We start from the raw sequence: 16,645 nt of genomic DNA, 5'->3' as shown, positions 1-16,645 counted from the left end.
TCTTTGGTCCACATCGTGCGTCGCTCGGCTGTTCATACCAAGCACCTTGAATCACGCACCCAATCCGGGCGCAAGACCCTTTTGGGTCAGGCTCTTATCCCCCATAATGCGCTTAACTCGATTGAGAATATCTCCGAAGTTTGGGTCAGAAATAGAGTACCCGACGAACAAGACAGTGCGGTTGAATAGCGTATCTTCGAGCCGTCGGCTTGCCCGAGGGTTACGTTCACCCCAACATCTATAATCCTCTCGCGTAAGTGTGTGAGGGTTGTCTAAGTTTCCATGTATAGCGTATATCAATTTTTTAACTGAGTGAACTCCTTCCCATAGATATAAGTCCTCCGTTATGATCGACCGAAACTTATTGTCTTTATTTAGAAGGTCATCGTAGTTTGTCGTTACGAAGTAGGCCCATGGCAAATCTTTCAACTCTTTATGTGCTTTCGATGGATCAAAATTTTCGGCATCAATACAATTTGCGACTTCCGCGATCAGAGCTGGACGATCCCTAACCGTCACCGCCATATCCAGCACTCTTAGGGGATCATCGCTGAATTCCGACCTGTTTATTCCGAATTCCTTTGCAATGTGGTCAAGCAAGCCATCCCACAACGGCAGTCGGCGTCGGCTCCCGTCCTTCGCTGGGGCGAGGTGCGAAAGCCCAGCCCCCACAAACAGAACCAGACGTCCCGCTTGGAGTTCCTTTGCCAGAAATTTCAGGGGTCGCTCTGGCACTGGATCGTGACGCGCCACATTGGGCCTCCCTCACTGTTCGCAATCAGAGCATATACACGCTCATATTCAACGTTAACAGGCTGCGGAAAAAGTCCGAATAAGCTAACCTGGAAAATTCTGAGCTGGCCCCAAGACTCTGGACAGGCGCTCGGCCGGCGTGCGCCAGCCGAGCGCGCCGTGCGGGCGAACGTGGTTGTCGTCGTCGCGATTGCGGCACCACCCGAGCACCGCGTTCGAGGCGAACTCGGTCCCGTTATCCGAGATGATCAGGCCCGGTCGGGCGCACGCGTCCACCAGCCGCAACAACTCGCGGACCACCCGACGGCCACTGATCGATGTGTCGGCGATCGACAGCAGGTTGACCCGGTTTGCCACGTCGATCACCATCAGGAATCGGATTCGCCGTTCACACGCCAGGCTGTCGGACGCGAAGTCCAGCGCCCGCGCCTGATGCGGTCGATCATAGACCGCCGGGACCTGCCGCGATCCCAACGCCCACTTGCGGCCCCGACGCCGCCGCACCGCCAGTCCGTCGTCCGTGTACATCCGTTAGGCCCGCTTGTGGTTGATGCGAAAGCCCTCGCGCCGCAACAGAACTGTCAGCCGGCGATAGTCGAACCGGCGCCGTTCCGCGGCCAGCGCCCGCAGACGCTCCCGCTCCGGCCCATCTGGCGGTCGTCGCGTACGGTAGCGCATGCTCGACCGCCCAACCCCAAGAACCCGGCACCCCCGCCGCTGGCTCACCCGATGATCCGCCAACAGATGGGCCACGACCTGCCGTCGAACGGCGGGCGTCACGTTTTTTTTGACGCCACATCCTTCAGCATCGCGCTGTCCAGCTGCTGGTCGGCGGCGATCCGCTTCAGCTGCGCGTTCTCCGCCTCCAGGGCCTTCAGCCGCTGCGCGTCCGACACGTCCATACCCCCGAGCTTCACCTTCCATTTCTAGAACGTCGCCTCGCTGAAACGGCTCTCCCTCATGATCGTCCGGTACTCTTTTATTGGGTAGGACCCTACTCAATCCCGGACCACTTTCCAGAGGCAGGGTCAGTTTGCCCCCCCCCCCCCCACCCGCCCCTCATGCCCGCTGCGGAGGCTCCGCAAGATGTCTCCCCGTTTCCTTTGTTATTTCAAAAGGTTGGGGGCGAAGCGCTCCAAAGGAGGAGGGTCGCCTCTTGAAAAACGATGTGCAGACAATAGGATAGACGACATTGGAGGCGTTCTTTTGTCTTGCCTTCTTTCAAGGTACATTTCCCAGTACGCTCATTTACGCTCTCCTGTACTACCATATCTCCAAATTCAAACCATGACTTTTGGTTATTATTGTGAATTTTGCACTGGGGAGTAGATTTGCCCGCGACCAAGCGGCGGGTTTGGTCCCGGCCTCGCCCGCGACGGAAACTGCCCAGCGTCGTCGCCGGTCAACATCGGGTCCCCATGCGCATTGACCCAATCTTGTTTATCCCTCTGTTCGACCGGACCCACGGCCATCCCTCCGTCCCGACCTGCCAGCCGAAACGCCAGCGGGTGATGGGTCGGTCAAGGAGGGCCGAAGGCCCCCGCGCGACGCGCGGCATGTCCTTGACCGGGCCGAGACCGATGGCCCGCTGGCAAGGGTCGGGCGGAGGGGTTCAGGGCTCCAACCTGTTGGCGATGTCTTCCGCCACCCTGTCGGCCGCGAGACGTTGCGCGGCGTCGATGTGCACATAGCCTTGCGTGACCCCGCGCGCCGCGTGGCCGAGCAGCGCGGCGATGGTGAGTTCCGAGAACCCCAGGTCCCCGGCCACGCTGGCGAAGGTGTGACGTAGGGTATGCGGCGTCACGTCGGTCAGGCCGGCCATGGCACACAGCCGGCGAAGCGTGTCCGGCGCGGCTGTGAACGGGCCGTCGCCCTGATCGGCCGGAAACACGAAGGGCGACCCGCCGGGACCATGCGGGGGTGTCAGCAGGTCCAGGGCGCGGCGCCCGATGACCCGCACCTGCGGCCCGCTCTTGGTGTCCGGGAAGCGGACGCAGCCCTGCTGGTGATCGATCCAGTCCCATCGCAGGCCCCGGGCCTCGCCGATGCGGAATCCGGTCAGCAGCAGAACACGCACGACCGCCAGTCCGGTCGGATGAAGGCCGGCCGCCCACGGGGCGCCCTTTGTCGTGCGCGAAACCCGGGGAAGCATGGGGGACGCAGGCGGGGGGATGTTTCGGTGCGATGCCAAACCGTGAAAGCGTCGGTACGATGCGTTGACGCTTGGCGCGGCCGGGCCGGTGGCATGGCATCACGGTCGTCGTTCTGGCTATTTCGACCAGCCAACACTCGGATGACCAGCAACGAGCGTCCACCGCCGCGCTACAGCCAGTTCTCAACCCGCACGCCCGGCATGCGTGCGAACTCCCGTACATTGTTGGTGACGACGATGAGCCCCTCGCTGCGGGCGTGGGCGCCGATTTGCATGTCGTGCGGACCGCACGGCGTTCCGGCCCGTTCCAGTTCGGCGCGAATTTGCCCGTAATGGGCGGCGGCTTTGCTTCCGAACGGTAGGATGTCCAGCCGGGCCACGAAGTGCTCGATCGCCGTAAGGTTCTCGACTCGGCGGGCCGACTTCTCCGCGCCGTAGTGCAATTCCCCCAACGTGATCGACGATATACAGAGTTGTTCCGCCAGCGCGTTGAACGTTTCGCGCACCTCTGGCGGATAGGTCTTCATCACGTGGATGCAAATATTGGTATCGAGCATGTAGGAGAGCATCAGAAGGACTCGCGTGTCTCCACGACAGGTTGTTCACGTTCGGCCATGAAGTCGTCGCTCACGCGCGGCCCGTTCAGGAACAGTTCGTCCCACCGTTTGCCTTGGGGCACGATGACGCGACTGCGGCCGATAATGAGAATATCGACCTGATGCACGTCCTTGGGGAAGGCGACGGCCTTGGGCAAGCGAACAGCTTGGCTCCGATTGGACGTGAAAACGGTCGAACTGGTCATGCCATGTCTCCACGCGGGATATTCCACTGGGATATACATAGCGCGAGGCCAGCAGAGGTTCAAGGCGTTGAGGAGAAACGGACTACGAAAAACCCTCGCCCGGGGCATCTTGAATGCCTTGCTCTGCATCGCCACACGAAACGGGATTTCACCCGATCAGGATCCCTCGGCTCACGTTTGGTCAGGGTCCAAGGGAGGGACCGAACAGGCCGAGGCCGTAATGGCGTCCGAAGCCCTCCAGCGCCAGAGACCATTCCCGCGCCGCATCCATCCACAGCCTACGCAGGCCGGAAAGTTTGGCTTGCGCGGTTCCGTCGAATCCGCCGGGCAGCCAGACCGTGACGTGGTCGATCCAGCCGTCGTTGTCGCCGTCCTCCGGCAGCCAGAAGGCGTGGGCGTGTTCCGGGACGCGCAGCGCCTTGTTATCCTCACCGTGGCCGGAGATCTCTGGCGGGGCGTTGAAGCGACCGGTTTGTTTGTCCCGGCCAAACGTGCTCATGGCCGCGAGACGCATCAACTCGCCAATGCGGATGGTGTCCTCCACGCGCGGGCGCGGGCGGCCGGTCAGCACCCAGCGGGCGACGGTGGGACGCGCCTTGCCCGCGTGGATGGACGGCCCGGTGGGGCGGCGACGGCGGCGGGCCGTGGGGGACAGCGGCGGCCGGACATAGACGACTTCTTTTGATGCCGGCGGACGGGTCCAGCCCACCTTTTGCAGGTCGCCGGTGTCCAGCGACAAAGCGTCGAGCAGGGCGTCGGGGAGGGTCCCGCCCAGGGTCTTTTTGACCTTCTCGGCCAGGGCCTTGGTCGTCGGCGGCTTCTTGCCGGTCGCAGTGTGTTCCGCCGTCAGTCGTGCTTCGGTCTCCCCGATCAGGCGGTCGCGTTCCTCGGCATACCGGGCCGCCGGCAGCGGCGCGAGCACACGCACGGGATCGCCCTTGGCGTCGGTCTGGCCGGCGCCGTTGACGGGCCGGCAGTTGGCCTTATCGACGGGCCACTCGGTTGAGGCCGTCGCCTCGACCCAGCTTTCGGCGCGACCCAGATACCCCAACCCGCCCGCCAAATCCTCGGCGAGGGCGTAGAGGTCCTCGTCCAGGGTCACGTCGGGCCAGGCGGCGACAATCTCGGTATCGGCGGGCAGATGGGCGAAGGCGTCAAAGATGAGCGTCGTCTTCACCGGCGCCGCCATGTAGTGGCGGGTGTGGCTGTGAACCGCGTCGTCCGGCAGGTGAAAGACGGGCGGCGCCTCGGTCAGGGCCTCGATCAGGCGGGCGAGCGTGTCCCGGGGCCAGCGGTCGTGATCGCCCTTGCGCCACCACGTCGCGATCAGCGCCCGCAGCAGCCGCCCGGCTTGCCCGGCGGAATCAGCGGCGCGATAAGCGCCCAGTCCTCGTCGTCCACGTGCCTCGCGACGGGATGACGCGGGTGATCCGTTATCGCCGCGCCGGCCCCGTGGAACGGGAGATGTATCGTGTCTGACTTGAGAACGAACAGCATGAGCCTTGGGGAGGTCAAGGACGCCGTCCGCACCCTCACCGTGGACGGGGATCATGTGTGGGACGGCCAGGACGAGGATGATCGCCCCGCCACGGAGGAGGAAATGCGCGCCGCCCGCGAGGCGGGCATGGCGCGAAGAGAGGTTCTGGTTCACCCGGGCCGGACGCCCGTTGTCCTGGGCGTCGACACCGACGTCGTGGAGGCCTTTCGCGCGGGCGGTCCGGACTGGCGCGCGCGCATGACCGCGGCGTCGAGGGCATGGGTGGACACACACCCGGCGGAATCCCCGCCGGGCATTCCACCCTTGACCGGGGTCGAGTCGGCTCCCCATGTAGGGCGCGCCCATGCCAGCGGCGGATGAGTTTGACTCATCCGCATTTCGGCACCGGCCCGCTCCCCCACCCGGCCACCCAACGCCAGTCTGTTGCGGAACGCCGGGTGGGGGAGCGGGCCGGCCACGGACTTCAACGGTCATGTCAATGATCGTTGGAATTCCTTTTCCGTCCGGTCCGGAGGTTTCCCGTATGACGCCCGCGAACCCGCATGATCCCATCCAGTGGCACGGCACCACCATCCTGACGGTGCGCAAGAACGGGCGGGTCGTGATCGCCGGTGACGGTCAGGTCTCGTTCGGCCAGACCGTCATGAAATCCAACGCCCGCAAGGTCCGCCCCCTGTCCGGCGGCAAGGTGCTGGCGGGCTTCGCCGGGGCCACGGCCGACGCGTTCGCCCTGCTGGAGCGGCTGGAAGGCCAGCTTGAGAAGCACCCCGGCCAGCTCACCCGCGCCTGCGTCGAGATGGCCAAGGACTGGCGCACGGACCGCTACCTGCGCCGGCTGGAGGCCATGATGGCCGTGGTCGACAAGGAGGTCTCGCTGGTCCTGACCGGCAACGGCGACGTGCTGGAGCCCGAGGACGGCCTGATCGGCATCGGCTCCGGCGGGACGTACGCCCTGGCCGCCGCCCGCGCCCTGGCCGACCGCGACGACATGGACGCCGAGGCCATCGCCCGCAAGGCCATGGCCATCGCCGCCGACATCTGCGTCTACACCAATCACAGCGTGATCGTGGAAACGCTCGGCGGTGACGCCTGACCGCCGCGCGCCAGACCCTTCGCCCGTCCCGTCAAAAACCTTCGGACACCGTCATGCCTGCCTTTAGCCCCCGCGAGATCGTCTCCGAACTGGACCGCTTCATCATCGGCCAGGGGGACGCCAAGCGCGCCGTCGCCATCGCCCTTCGCAACCGCTGGCGTCGCCAGCAACTGCCCGAGGGGCTGCGCGAGGAGGTGCTGCCCAAGAACATTCTGATGATCGGCCCCACCGGCGTCGGCAAGACCGAGATCGCGCGTCGCCTCGCGCGGCTGGCGGAGGCGCCGTTCCTGAAGGTGGAGGCGACCAAGTTCACCGAGGTCGGCTACGTCGGTCGCGATGTGGAAAGCATCGTGCGCGATCTGGTCGAGGTGGCCATCACCGAGACCCGGGAGCGCCTGCGCAAGCGCGTCCATTCCAAGGCCGAACTGGCGGCCGAGGAGCGCGTGCTCGACGCCCTGGTCGGCGATACCGCCAAGGACACCACGCGCCAGAACTTCCGCAAGATGCTGCGCGAGGGCCGGCTGGCCGACAAGGAAGTGGACATCGATGTCCGCGACACCGGCGGCACGTCCATGCCCATGCTCGACATTCCCGGGATGCAGGGCACCCAGGCCGGCATGCTCAACCTGAACGACATCTTCGGCAAGGCCTTCGGCGGCCGCACCACGCGCAAGCGCATGACGGTCGAGGCCAGCTACGAGGTTCTGGTGCGCGAGGAGGCCGACAAGCTGCTCGACGAGGATCAGGTGGTCAAGGAGGCCATCGAGGCCGTGGAGAACAACGGCATCGTCTTCCTGGACGAGTTGGACAAGATCACCGCCCGCAGCGACGCGCGCGGCGGCGCGGATGTCTCGCGCGAGGGCGTGCAGCGCGACCTGTTGCCGCTGATCGAGGGCACCACGGTCACCACCAAGCACGGGCTGGTGCGCACCGACCACATCCTGTTCATCGCGTCGGGCGCCTTTCACATCGCCAAGCCGTCGGACCTGCTGCCCGAGTTGCAGGGCCGCCTGCCCATCCGCGTGGAGTTGTCGGCGCTGGACCGGGACGACTTCGTGCGCATCCTGACCGAGCCGGAGGCCAGCCTGATCAAGCAGTACAAGGCGCTGATGGGCACCGAGGAGGTGACGCTGGACTTCGACGACGCGGCCATCGTGGCCATCGCCGATCTGGCCGCCGAGATCAACACGTCGGTCGAGAACATCGGCGCCCGGCGCCTGCACACCGTGCTGGAACGGCTGTTGGATGAGATCTCGTTCACCGCCTCCGACCGGAGCGGCGAGACCATCGTCGTCGACGCGGACATGGTACACGAGCGCGTCAGCCCGCTGGCCAAGTCCTCCGACCTGTCGAAGTTCATTCTGTAGGAGGCAGTCCTCCGGCGCCGCCGCGGGCGTCGGAGAAGCCCCTCGACCGGCACGCGGTCAGGCGAAGTGCCAAGTGCTGGGCTCGGCCGGCCGCGGCGGTGGGGGGACGCCGGGCCCCATCGGCACAACGGGCGTGTCGATACCGTCGCCGAGGTATGCGAGCGGGTTGGTTTCGGCGATCTGCCGGAAGGACTCCAGTCCCAGCCCGTGGCGGATGCGGATGCAGTGCTCCCGTTCGCTCAGGGTCTCGTTCTCGGACATGTAGAAGTCCGATCCGAACAGAACCTTCGGCTTGATCCTTGGGTCTTCGAGCAGGACACTGAGCATGGCAATGTTGGAGTCAAAATCAAACATGGTGTACGAAATATCAGCGTAAACATTGTCGTATTTTTCCATGAGATCGCGGATATCCTTGAGCCACGTCTTGTTGGCTTCTTTTTCGTATTGTCCGTCGCCGTCCGGGTCACGCATGTAGGCGTTCCACGCTACTGATCCCCCGAAGTGCCCCATACACAGTCGTAGATTCGTGAAACGCTTGAGAACGGGTTCATATCGTTTGGGCGACGCCAGCGCCGATGCATAGTCCTTGCGGTCACGATATCTTTTGGCGCGAACGGATCCGGTGGAGCAGTGGACCATCACGGGCAGCTTCTTTTCGTCGCAGTACTCAAGAACCTCAAGGTACCTGAATTCGTCTTTCTCGTTTCCGCCCGCATCTTTTTCTTTCACGGTTTCATCCAGACTGTAGCCAAGGGGCGGGTACAGTTTCACGCCTTTGAACCCGCGTTTTTCAATCCAGTATTCGATGCATTCCTTGGCGTTTTTAGGGGAGTCGCCATTTTCTTGACGAGGGCCGTCATTTTCGCGACGGGGATCGAAATGGACAAAGGGTATCACCTGCCCATTTGTTTTGACGCTCAGGGTTGCCAGTTCTTCGTGTTGCGAGGCAATCCCATGGTCTTCGCCATTTTCGCCTTTGGCCGGCTTGCCGTACCCCATGCCCTCCATGTCCATGGGCAGAACAATAAACCTCGTATCGTCCGGATAGAACTTGGCAATGTCGTTGAAAACCGCCTCTTGGCTTTTGTTGAAGCCCGCCTTGGTGAATTTGGCGAGACGGTCAAGACGATCCGTATCGGAAAACGGATTCGCGACCTTCATCCCCTTCGACGCGATTCTTAACAGGCGCGGATGTTTCTTAAATACCCGCGCCACGCCCATGTAATCGTCCGGAACATGCTTCATCGTGAACAGATGAATATGGCAGTTGTGGATGGTCATCGGTGCGTCCCCCAAACCGCGTCGCGTCAACGAAAAGACAAGGGGGACTGTGCCTCTGAATTATGGCGCGAATACGATAACCCGTGCCAACGCGCCTCGACACTCGCATTCGATGAGAGCGGCGGTGCCCCCGGCATCCGGCATGGACATCCCCAGGGACCGGCGACCATAAATGCGAGGGCTCAACGGTTCGGGAGGCACCATGGCAACCGAAGCGGAACGCACCGCCATTCTGGCGCGGCTGGATGAGGTCGAGACGGAAATGAAGCGCGCCGGCCTGTGGCTGGAGCCGTTGCCCGATCCGCCCGCGACGGGTCCACTCGACCCGGCGACGGGGTTCGAGGCGTGGCTGCAGGGCGTCTTTCTGCCCAACGCCCGGCGGGCGGCCGAGACCGATTCCCTGCCGCCGCGCAGTCAGGTCGGGGTGATGGCGATGCGGCAGTATGACCATGATGGCGCGATGCCGGAGGCGCTCCTCCTGGTCAGCCTGTTGCACGACGTCGATCGCATGATCGAGATGGTGGCCCGGAAAAAACGCCCGAGGAAGAAGGCGCGGCGCTGAAGAAGAGCCAACCGGTTTTTCCGCGGCCCGCGAAAGCAGATCCCGAGCGACTCCCCAAAAAAAAAGCTGGCGGTGCGCCAGCCGTGTTTCACACGCTGCCGTTCCGCCAGCTCTTCATTGTCGGTCGCGATGCATCACAGGATGCCGTTCCCTCTGAATGTCTCGCTTACATCGCCGGTGTTTTCGGCGGGCCCGCGAGAACCGGAACCACCTTCGTCAGGCGGTCTTCAAACGCTTTCATTTCCGCCGCGACATGATCGTCGATGCGGGGGCCATGAAACGACATGGCGTACCGGAAGAAAACCAGGAAGCGCAACATAACCGCGTCCTCCCTTTCTGGGGTGAACCATTCGACCTTCGTCGTCGATGGTTTGAATATAGCAACGACGTGGACGGAGCGCAACGAAAAAAGCGCACCGGGTGCGCAAAAACGGGAAAACACATTACATACCAATTTTGTATTGATCGATCTCATATGTCGAAAGGCGCAACCATGCGTCAGAAGCGGGATCGTGGGGGGCGGGAGGCGCGCGACGACGGAGCGGGCGCGGGACAAAGTGTGACGCCGGTCACAGCGGTCTGCCCCCGTGTCGGTCATAGTGAGTCTAGGCCATAAGTTCTATGCCGAAGGTCCGATAGCGGCACAGACGCAGACCTTGATCCCGGCGGGTCTCTCCAACCTGGGCATCGGGCTGGTTTCGGCGGCGGTCGGTGACACGGGGCGCCGCGGACCAGGAGAGGGGCTCCAGAACGGAGATCCGCACATCATGATCCCCAACTTCCCGGGGGCGGCGGTTTCGTCGCCCCCTTTCTTTTTGTGACACCCAGCCGGGTCACCCCGTCGTTGTCCTCCGGGTCGACCCGGTCGCGCCGCCGATCCGGTGCAGGGCGGCGGCGTGCTCGCGCAGCCAGGTCCGGGCCGGCCCGCGCAGGCCGGGCGCCAGCGTCTCGACATGACGCCAGAAGGCCGGCGCGTGGTTCATCTCCCGCAGATGGGCGACCTCGTGCGCGGTGACGTAGTCGAGCACCCAGTCCGGCGCCATCACCAGCCGCCACGAGAACGAGAGACCGCCGGAGGGCGAGCAACTTCCCCAGCGCGAGCGGGTGTCCCTGAGGGTGATCCGCCCGGGCGAGACCTGCAGACGGTCCGCGTGGGCGGCGACGCGGGCGGAGATCTCCTCGCGTGCCCGCGCGCGCAGCCAGTCGAGAACGCGCCGGGGCAGGTGCTCGGCGCGACCGGAGACACACAGGGCGCCGTCCTGTATCCACACGCCGCGCCGCGCCTCTGGGCGGTGGCGGATGCGGTGCGGCACGCCCAGAATGGGCACGGTCGCGCCATCGGCCAGCGTCTCCGGCGGCGGCAGCCGCCCCAGACGCTCACGCACCCACTCCGTCTTGCCATCCAGGAAACGCAGCGCCCGCGCCGCGTGGCGGCGGTGTGGAATGACCAGAACCACCCGATCGGCGACCGCGTCCACCTTCAGGGCGATGCGGCGCGCCCGGGGATTGACCCGCGTGACCACCGGGATCTCGCGGTCACCGAGCCGGACCGGCGGCGCCGCCGTTTCCTCGATGGCGGCTGGCGGCGGTCCCAGGCGCGACCCAAGGCGCGGGCCACCCCACCGCCGCCGCGCGCCGCTCACAGGTCCTCCCAATCGACCACATGGTCTTCCAGATCGTCGGCCTCGCGTTCGCTGATTGCCCGGCCGCGCACCGAAACCCCGGCGCGATGGACGCTTTCGGCGTCACCCGAGACCAAAGGATGCCAGTCCGGCAGCGGTTGGTTCTCCGCCAACAGCCGATAGGCACAGGTGGACGGCAGCCAGGCCAGCCGAGCCACCATGCCGGGCACCAGCTTGACGCAGTCCGGCACATGGTCCCAGCGGTTGGCGTAGTCGGCACAGCGGCACGAGTCCAGGTCCAGCAACAGGCAGGCCGCATTGGTGAAGGCCAGGGCGCCGGTGTCCTCGTCCTGGAGTTTGTTGAGGCAGCATTTGCCGCACCCGTCGCACAGACTCTCCCACTCGGCGTCGGTCATCTGGCGCAGGGTCTTGCGCTCCCAGAACGGGCGCGAGTCGCCTCCGTCCGCCGCGTCGGCGGCGGCCGACGGCCCGGCGGCGCCGACCGGGTGGCGCGGATGTTTGCGGCGACGGAAGCGCATGGCCGTACTTCACCTGACCCGGCCGGGACACGCAAGGCTCAAGGCCCCGCCCCCGCCGGTTCGGCCGCGATCAGGTGAATGAAGGAACCCGCAACCCCGCCCACGCGCAACCCTGTGGTGCCCAGGTCCTTGCCCCGGGCATCGCGCGCGGTGAACAGCGGGTCGGCCGGCCCCTCCTCCGTGGTCCGCGCGAAATGGAACTCGTGCCCCCGATAACGACGGCCCGCCGGCCCGAGCGCCGTCTCGCCCAGAGTCGTCACCCGCCGATAGCCCAGGTGCAGGCGCCGTTCGGCGAAGCTGGTTTCAAGCGGCAACAGCCCGGCCATTTCGTGACGCGCGCCGTCGGCGTCAACCAGACCCCGGCCCAGCACCATGTAGCCGCCGCATTCGCCCAGGACCGGCGCGCCCCGCGCCGCCGCCGCGCGCAGGCCCTCCAGGAACCGCGCCGCCCCTGCCAACCGGCCGGCGTGCAGTTCCGGATAGCCACCGGGCAGCACGACGGCGTCGGCGTCGGGCGCCGGCGCCTCGTCGGCCAGCGGCGAGAACGGCAGAACCTCGGCCCCGGCGGCACGCCACCCATCCAGGGTCGCCGGATAGGTGAAGGCGAAGGCGATGTCGGCGGCCAGCGCGATCCGCTGTCCAGGGGGCGGCACCGGCACCGGCGCGGACGCCGGCGGCGAGACCGGACGGCCCGGCCGCGCCAGCGCCGTCAGGGCCTCCAGGTCGATGTGCCGGGCGGCGCGATCGGCGGCCCGGTCCAGGAAGGCGGCCAGATCGGGATGCTCACCGGCCTGCACCAGGCCCAGGTGTCGCGACGGCAGGGCCAGCGCCGGATCGCGCGGCATCGCCCCCAGCACCGCCACCCCCGGCGCCAGCGTTTCCGTCGCCACTCGCAGGGTCTCGGCGTGGGTCGGCCCTCCGGTGCGGGTGAAAATCACGCCGGCCACATCCACATCCGGACGCGCCGTCCGGAACCCGTGCACCACCGCGCCGGCGGACGCGGCCATGCCGCGTGCATCCACGACCAGCACCACCGGCCAGCCGAGACGGGCGGCCAGCGCCGCCGTTGAGCCGTCCGCCAACGGATCGTGCCCAGGCTGGCCGGGCGTCATGGCGCCGTCGAGCAACCCCATGACGCCCTCGCACAGGATCAGGTCGGCCTCGTCGTCGGAGGAAAGCCGCGCGGCGAGCGTCTCCAGCAGCGGCGGTGCCATGGCCCAGGCATCCAGATTGACGCAGGCGCGACCGCCGGCGGCGGCGTGAAACGCGGGGTCGATGTAGTCGGGGCCGGCCTTCGCCGTGGCCACGCGCAGCCCACGCCGGGTCAGCGCCCGCACCAGGGCCAGCGTGACCGTGGTCTTGCCCGATCCGCTGGACGGCGCCGCCAGGATCAGGCCGGCGCCCGGCGACGCGAACTTTCCGGGGTTCGGCATCGCGCGTTACCGGGCCCGCCGGGGCGGCGCGGGTTTCTTTGGCTTGGCGCGGTTGCGGCTGTGCTTGGCGATGGCATCGCGCAGGGCTTCCAGCAGCAGACGCCCGACCTCTCCGCCATCGCCCTTGACCTTGTCGCGCACCACGATGCGCATGGTGTCGATATGGGCGCGGATGATGGCGACGCTGTCGTCATCCTCCGGGCAGCCGGGTTCCGTGGCCTCGAACAGGGACAGCGCCAGCGTGGTCATCAGGGGATAGCCGAACAGGCCGCCCTGTCCGCGCAATTCGTGGGCCAGTCCGTTGATGTCGCGGTAGATGCGGCGCCGGGCGTCGGCGTTCGCCTCGGCCTCGGCCAGCATGCGACCGAGCCGGTTGAGGTAGTCCCGCGCCCAGTCGTGGAAATCCAGCGCCACTCGGTCGAGTTCGGCCTCCGCCCGTTCCAGCATTTCAAGCGGAAGATCGAACACCGCCTGACTGCCCCGCCCGAGCTTGTCCTTCAGCGTGTTGGGTAGGTGGAAGATCCAGACGTCGGCGTTCTTGGCCGGCTCGTTGATCTTTTCCGATGAGAAGCTGGTCTTGACCGGACGGTTGGGATCGCGGCGCTCGCCGACCTCGATCGGTGGGGGCAGTGCCTGACGGCGCCGATCCGGCCCGAAGTAATCCTTGGTCAGGATGAAGGGGCGGGGCCGTTCGATCAGTTCGCGCAGGTGCTCCAGCACGGAGTTGATGGAGAACGGCTTGGCCAGGAACTCGCCGACGCCCAGGTGGCGGCTGGCCTCCACGTACTCCTCGTCCGCCGCTCCGGAGAGCATGACGAACGGCATGAACCGGTTGGGGCTGTCCTTGCTGGTGCGCACCCACTGCAACAGTAAGAGGCCGTTGATGGGAGTCATCAGCAGGTCGGAGATCACCAGATCCACGCCGGCGGTGCCGGCGACGTCGGGGCGACGCCTGACCTGACGCAGGAAACGGATGGCCTCCTCGCCGTTGTGGGCCTTGTGGATGCGCTCGAACCCCAGGTGGCGCAGCACCCGGTCCAACAGGTCCAGCATGAAGGTGTTGTCCTCGACCAACAGAATGGTGAGGTTTTCCAGGCCACTGGTCTTCATGCCCCGGGGCCCCGCGCGGACGCGCAACCGGAACGAACGGGGATGCCCGGGGGGGGCAAGCGGCGGGCGCGGACGGACATGGCGCGAGGACTTTCTGGGCGCGGGGCTCCTGTCCTCCCCACCATCGCGGAATCGGCACCGTTTGAAAAGGCTTGCGTGCGCGTGTTCGGGGGACGGGAGACCCCTTGCGACCGTTACGACGGGGTCAGCCCGCGCAGCCGCTCGCCGCGCCGGCGCAGCAGTTCCAGCGTCATCAGCAGGACCACCGACACGCAAATCAGCAGTGTCGCCACCGCCAGAATGGTCGGGCTGATCTGCTCGCGGATGCCCGCCCACATCTGGCGCGGGATGGTGCGTTCCTCGAACCCGGCCAGGAACAGCACCACCACCACCTCGTCGAAGCTGGTGATGAAGGCGAACAGCCCGCCCGAGATCATGCCCGGCAGGATCAAAGGCATGGTGATGTTGAAGAAGGTGTAGGTCGGCGTCGCCCCCAGGCTGGAGGAGGCGCGGATCAGGTTGGTGTCGAAGCCGGACAGGGTGGCGGTCACGGTGATGACGACAAACGGCGTGCCCAGCGCGGTGTGCGCCAGAATGATGCCGGGCAGGGTCTGCGCTAGGCCGATGTCGGAATAGAAGAAGTACATGCCGGCCGCCGTGATGATGAGCGGCACGATCATCGGCGAGATCAGCAGGCCCATGAACAGGGTGCGGGCCGGCATGTGCGCCCGGCTGAGCCCCAGCGCCGCCAGCGTCCCCAGGCTGGTGGCCAGGATGGTGGCGCTGATGGCGACGATGAAGCTGTTCTTGATCGAGTGCAGCCACTGCTCGTTCTCGATGATGTCGCGGTACCAGCGTAGCGAGTAGGCCTCGGAGTCCAGGTTCAGCATGCCCTGGGTGAAGGTGAAGTACGGCTCGGCGTTAAAGGACAGCGGCACGATCACCAGGATCGGCATGATGAGAAAGAACAGGATCAGGCCGCACAGGACGCGGAAGGCGTAGAACCAGAGGCGTTCCAGCGGACTGGCATAGGGCGGCAGGGTGGACATGGTTGCGCCTCCGGGCCTTATCCGAACTTCATCTTGTCGATGCCGATCAGCCGATTGTACAGCCAGTACAGCACCAGCACACCGGCCAGCAGAAGCGCGCCCAGGGCGGCGGCCAGCCCCCAGTTCAGCGACTTCTGCATGTGATAGGCGATGAAATTGGAGATGAGCTGGCCGGTGCGTCCGCCCACCAGCGCCGGCGTGATGTAGTAGCCGATCGACAGGATGAACACGAGGATCGACCCGGCGCCCACCCCGGGCAGCGTCTGCGGCACATACACCTCGCGGAAGGCCCGGAAGGGCGTCGCCCCCAGGGAGCGGGCCGCGCGCATGTGGCTGGGCGAGATGGTGCGCATGACCGAGTAGATCGGCAGCACCATGAACGGCAACAGGATATGCGTCATGGCAATGATGGTGCCGAACTGGTTGTAGATCATCTGTGCCCGGTTCTCGTCAGCGATCAGGCCGATCCACACCAGCACGTCGTTGATCACGCCCTCGGTCTGCAACAGCACGATCCACGATGTCGTGCGCACCAGCAGCGAGGTCCAGAATGGCAACAGCACCAGGATCATCAGGATGTTGGACTGGCGCATGGGCAGGGTGGCCAGCAGGTGGGCCACCGGGAACCCCAGCACGAGGCACAACGCCGTCACCAGTCCGCTGATCCACAGCGTGCGGCCGAACATCATGACGTAGATCTGCTCGCGCTCCGGCTGCTCGACGATGTTGCCCTGCCAGTCGTAGCGCAGGTCGAGGGCGGCCAGGAAAAAGGACAGGGTATAGCGCGGCGACGCCTGCTGGATGATGCCCCAGGTCTCGGGCTCGCCCCAGCGCTCGTCGATGGCGATGAAGGTTTCCATCCACGGCGGCTCGCCGCGCCGGGCGACAGTGCGCGCCGTCTGGGTGATCAGGCTGCGCAGGCCGCTCTGCTCGTAGTTCAGGCGGATGCCGACCTTGGCGACCTCGCGCACCTTGTATAGCTGGATCATCTCCTCGGCGAGCACGGCGAACACCGCTTCGTCGGGCGCGCTTTCGCCGTCCCAGGTCTCGTTGAGCAGCGCGACGGTGCGCGGAATCTGTTCCTGCAACACAGGGTTGTCGACGGCCCGGAACAGCATCATACCGATGGGGCCGACAAAGGTGACCATGATGAAGGCGAACAGCGGCATGACCAGGGCTAGCGCGATCAGGCGCTGGCGCCGGGTGACGCGGCGCAGCGTGATCTTCAGCGGTACGCCGTCGTTGGTGCGGAGCACGCCGTCGGCGGCGGAGGCGGTGGGCGCATCGGTCATGGTCGGTGCCCTGGTCGGTCGTGGGAAGGCGGTACGGCGGTGGGGAGGCGATGGGCGCCATGCTGGTGCCGGTCCCGACCGCCTCCGTGTCA

At 65.7% G+C, this 16,645-nt stretch carries 20 protein-coding genes; 4 read left to right on the top strand and 16 right to left on the bottom strand.

Annotated features, from left to right (window positions below):
* Window positions 1–51 precede the first annotated feature (51 nt).
* The 8 genes from BLS85_RS19770 to csb2 form a co-directional block, all read right to left on the bottom strand.
* Complete coding sequence (locus BLS85_RS19770) at window positions 52–525, bottom strand: SIR2 family NAD-dependent protein deacylase (protein ID WP_425438471.1); 474 nt, start codon at window positions 523–525, stop codon at window positions 52–54.
* Window positions 526–837: 312 nt separating this feature from the next.
* On the bottom strand, window positions 838–1,281 hold the full coding sequence (locus BLS85_RS06535) for a hypothetical protein (protein ID WP_092783987.1): 444 nt from the start codon (window positions 1,279–1,281) through the stop codon (window positions 838–840).
* 3 nt (window positions 1,282–1,284) lie between these two features.
* Window positions 1,285–1,431, bottom strand: a complete 147-nt coding sequence (locus tag BLS85_RS18650; RefSeq protein WP_143027110.1) for an IS3 family transposase — start codon at window positions 1,429–1,431, stop codon at window positions 1,285–1,287.
* A 98-nt stretch (window positions 1,432–1,529) separates the two neighbouring features.
* Window positions 1,530–1,670, bottom strand: a complete 141-nt coding sequence (locus BLS85_RS19615) for a hypothetical protein (RefSeq protein ID WP_342729218.1) — start codon at window positions 1,668–1,670, stop codon at window positions 1,530–1,532.
* 695 nt (window positions 1,671–2,365) lie between these two features.
* Window positions 2,366–2,830: a tyrosine-type recombinase/integrase gene (locus BLS85_RS06525; RefSeq protein WP_245699109.1), complete on the bottom strand. Its 465-nt coding sequence runs from the start codon at window positions 2,828–2,830 to the stop codon at window positions 2,366–2,368.
* 245 nt (window positions 2,831–3,075) lie between these two features.
* Entirely contained in the window at window positions 3,076–3,474 is a 399-nt protein-coding gene (gene vapC / locus BLS85_RS06520) for a type II toxin-antitoxin system tRNA(fMet)-specific endonuclease VapC (protein ID WP_092783978.1), read from the bottom strand.
* Window positions 3,474–3,707 (bottom strand): type II toxin-antitoxin system VapB family antitoxin, encoded by a 234-nt coding sequence (vapB, locus tag BLS85_RS06515; protein ID WP_092783975.1) that lies wholly within the window; start codon window positions 3,705–3,707, stop codon window positions 3,474–3,476. The genes vapC and vapB overlap by 1 nt, the downstream gene beginning before the upstream one ends.
* 181 nt (window positions 3,708–3,888) lie before the next feature.
* Window positions 3,889–5,259 (bottom strand): type I-G CRISPR-associated protein Csb2, encoded by a 1,371-nt coding sequence (gene csb2, locus BLS85_RS06510; RefSeq protein WP_143027109.1) that lies wholly within the window; start codon window positions 5,257–5,259, stop codon window positions 3,889–3,891.
* Between csb2 and BLS85_RS06505 the strand changes: the two genes are divergently transcribed.
* The 3 genes from BLS85_RS06505 to hslU all read left to right on the top strand — a co-directional run bounded on the left by BLS85_RS06505 (window position 5,179) and on the right by hslU (window position 7,665).
* Complete coding sequence (locus BLS85_RS06505) at window positions 5,179–5,565, top strand: BrnA antitoxin family protein (protein WP_245699108.1); 387 nt, start codon at window positions 5,179–5,181, stop codon at window positions 5,563–5,565. The genes csb2 and BLS85_RS06505 overlap by 81 nt on opposite strands.
* A 163-nt stretch (window positions 5,566–5,728) precedes the next feature.
* Entirely contained in the window at window positions 5,729–6,298 is a 570-nt protein-coding gene (gene hslV, locus BLS85_RS06500; RefSeq protein ID WP_092783969.1) for an ATP-dependent protease subunit HslV, read from the top strand.
* A 53-nt stretch (window positions 6,299–6,351) separates the two neighbouring features.
* The gene (hslU, locus tag BLS85_RS06495; RefSeq protein ID WP_092783966.1) at window positions 6,352–7,665 is read left to right on the top strand and encodes an ATP-dependent protease ATPase subunit HslU; all 1,314 of its coding nucleotides are present in this window, start codon (window positions 6,352–6,354) and stop codon (window positions 7,663–7,665) included.
* A gap of 57 nt (window positions 7,666–7,722) precedes the next feature.
* Here hslU and BLS85_RS06490 read toward each other — a convergent pair whose 3' ends face one another.
* Complete coding sequence (locus BLS85_RS06490; RefSeq protein ID WP_092783963.1) at window positions 7,723–8,946, bottom strand: amidohydrolase family protein; 1,224 nt, start codon at window positions 8,944–8,946, stop codon at window positions 7,723–7,725.
* Between the two features lie 202 nt (window positions 8,947–9,148).
* Between BLS85_RS06490 and BLS85_RS06485 the strand changes: the two genes are divergently transcribed.
* Window positions 9,149–9,508 (top strand): YqcC family protein, encoded by a 360-nt coding sequence (locus BLS85_RS06485; RefSeq protein WP_092783960.1) that lies wholly within the window; start codon window positions 9,149–9,151, stop codon window positions 9,506–9,508.
* Between the two features lie 166 nt (window positions 9,509–9,674).
* On the opposite strand, the gene BLS85_RS19040 is transcribed toward BLS85_RS06485, so the two are convergent.
* The 7 genes from BLS85_RS19040 to BLS85_RS06455 form a co-directional block, all read right to left on the bottom strand.
* Entirely contained in the window at window positions 9,675–9,827 is a 153-nt protein-coding gene (locus tag BLS85_RS19040) for a hypothetical protein (RefSeq protein WP_176793425.1), read from the bottom strand.
* 514 nt (window positions 9,828–10,341) lie between these two features.
* A complete protein-coding gene (locus BLS85_RS06480) occupies window positions 10,342–11,151 on the bottom strand; it encodes a M48 family metallopeptidase (RefSeq protein ID WP_245699107.1) in 810 nt (269 codons plus the stop codon).
* Entirely contained in the window at window positions 11,148–11,669 is a 522-nt protein-coding gene (locus BLS85_RS06475) for a YcgN family cysteine cluster protein (protein WP_092783957.1), read from the bottom strand. The genes BLS85_RS06480 and BLS85_RS06475 overlap by 4 nt, the downstream gene beginning before the upstream one ends.
* Before the next feature lie 38 nt (window positions 11,670–11,707).
* Window positions 11,708–13,102, bottom strand: a complete 1,395-nt coding sequence (locus BLS85_RS06470) for a cobyrinic acid a,c-diamide synthase CobB (protein WP_092783954.1) — start codon at window positions 13,100–13,102, stop codon at window positions 11,708–11,710.
* A 6-nt stretch (window positions 13,103–13,108) separates the two neighbouring features.
* Window positions 13,109–14,212 carry a response regulator gene (locus BLS85_RS06465; protein WP_092783951.1) on the bottom strand — a complete coding sequence of 368 codons (1,104 nt, stop codon included), beginning with the start codon at window positions 14,210–14,212 and terminating at the stop codon, window positions 13,109–13,111.
* A 194-nt stretch (window positions 14,213–14,406) separates the two neighbouring features.
* The gene (locus tag BLS85_RS06460; protein WP_092783948.1) at window positions 14,407–15,261 is read right to left on the bottom strand and encodes an ABC transporter permease; all 855 of its coding nucleotides are present in this window, start codon (window positions 15,259–15,261) and stop codon (window positions 14,407–14,409) included.
* A 17-nt stretch (window positions 15,262–15,278) separates the two neighbouring features.
* Complete coding sequence (locus BLS85_RS06455; protein WP_092783945.1) at window positions 15,279–16,553, bottom strand: ABC transporter permease; 1,275 nt, start codon at window positions 16,551–16,553, stop codon at window positions 15,279–15,281.
* Window positions 16,554–16,645: the final 92 nt, after the last annotated feature.

It is taken from the genome of Rhodospira trueperi, assembly GCF_900101965.1.
GTDB lineage: Bacteria > Pseudomonadota > Alphaproteobacteria > Rhodospirillales > Rhodospirillaceae > Rhodospira > Rhodospira trueperi.
Note: the sequence above shows the minus strand (reverse complement) of the source record. Positions and strands in the feature narration are given on the sequence as shown.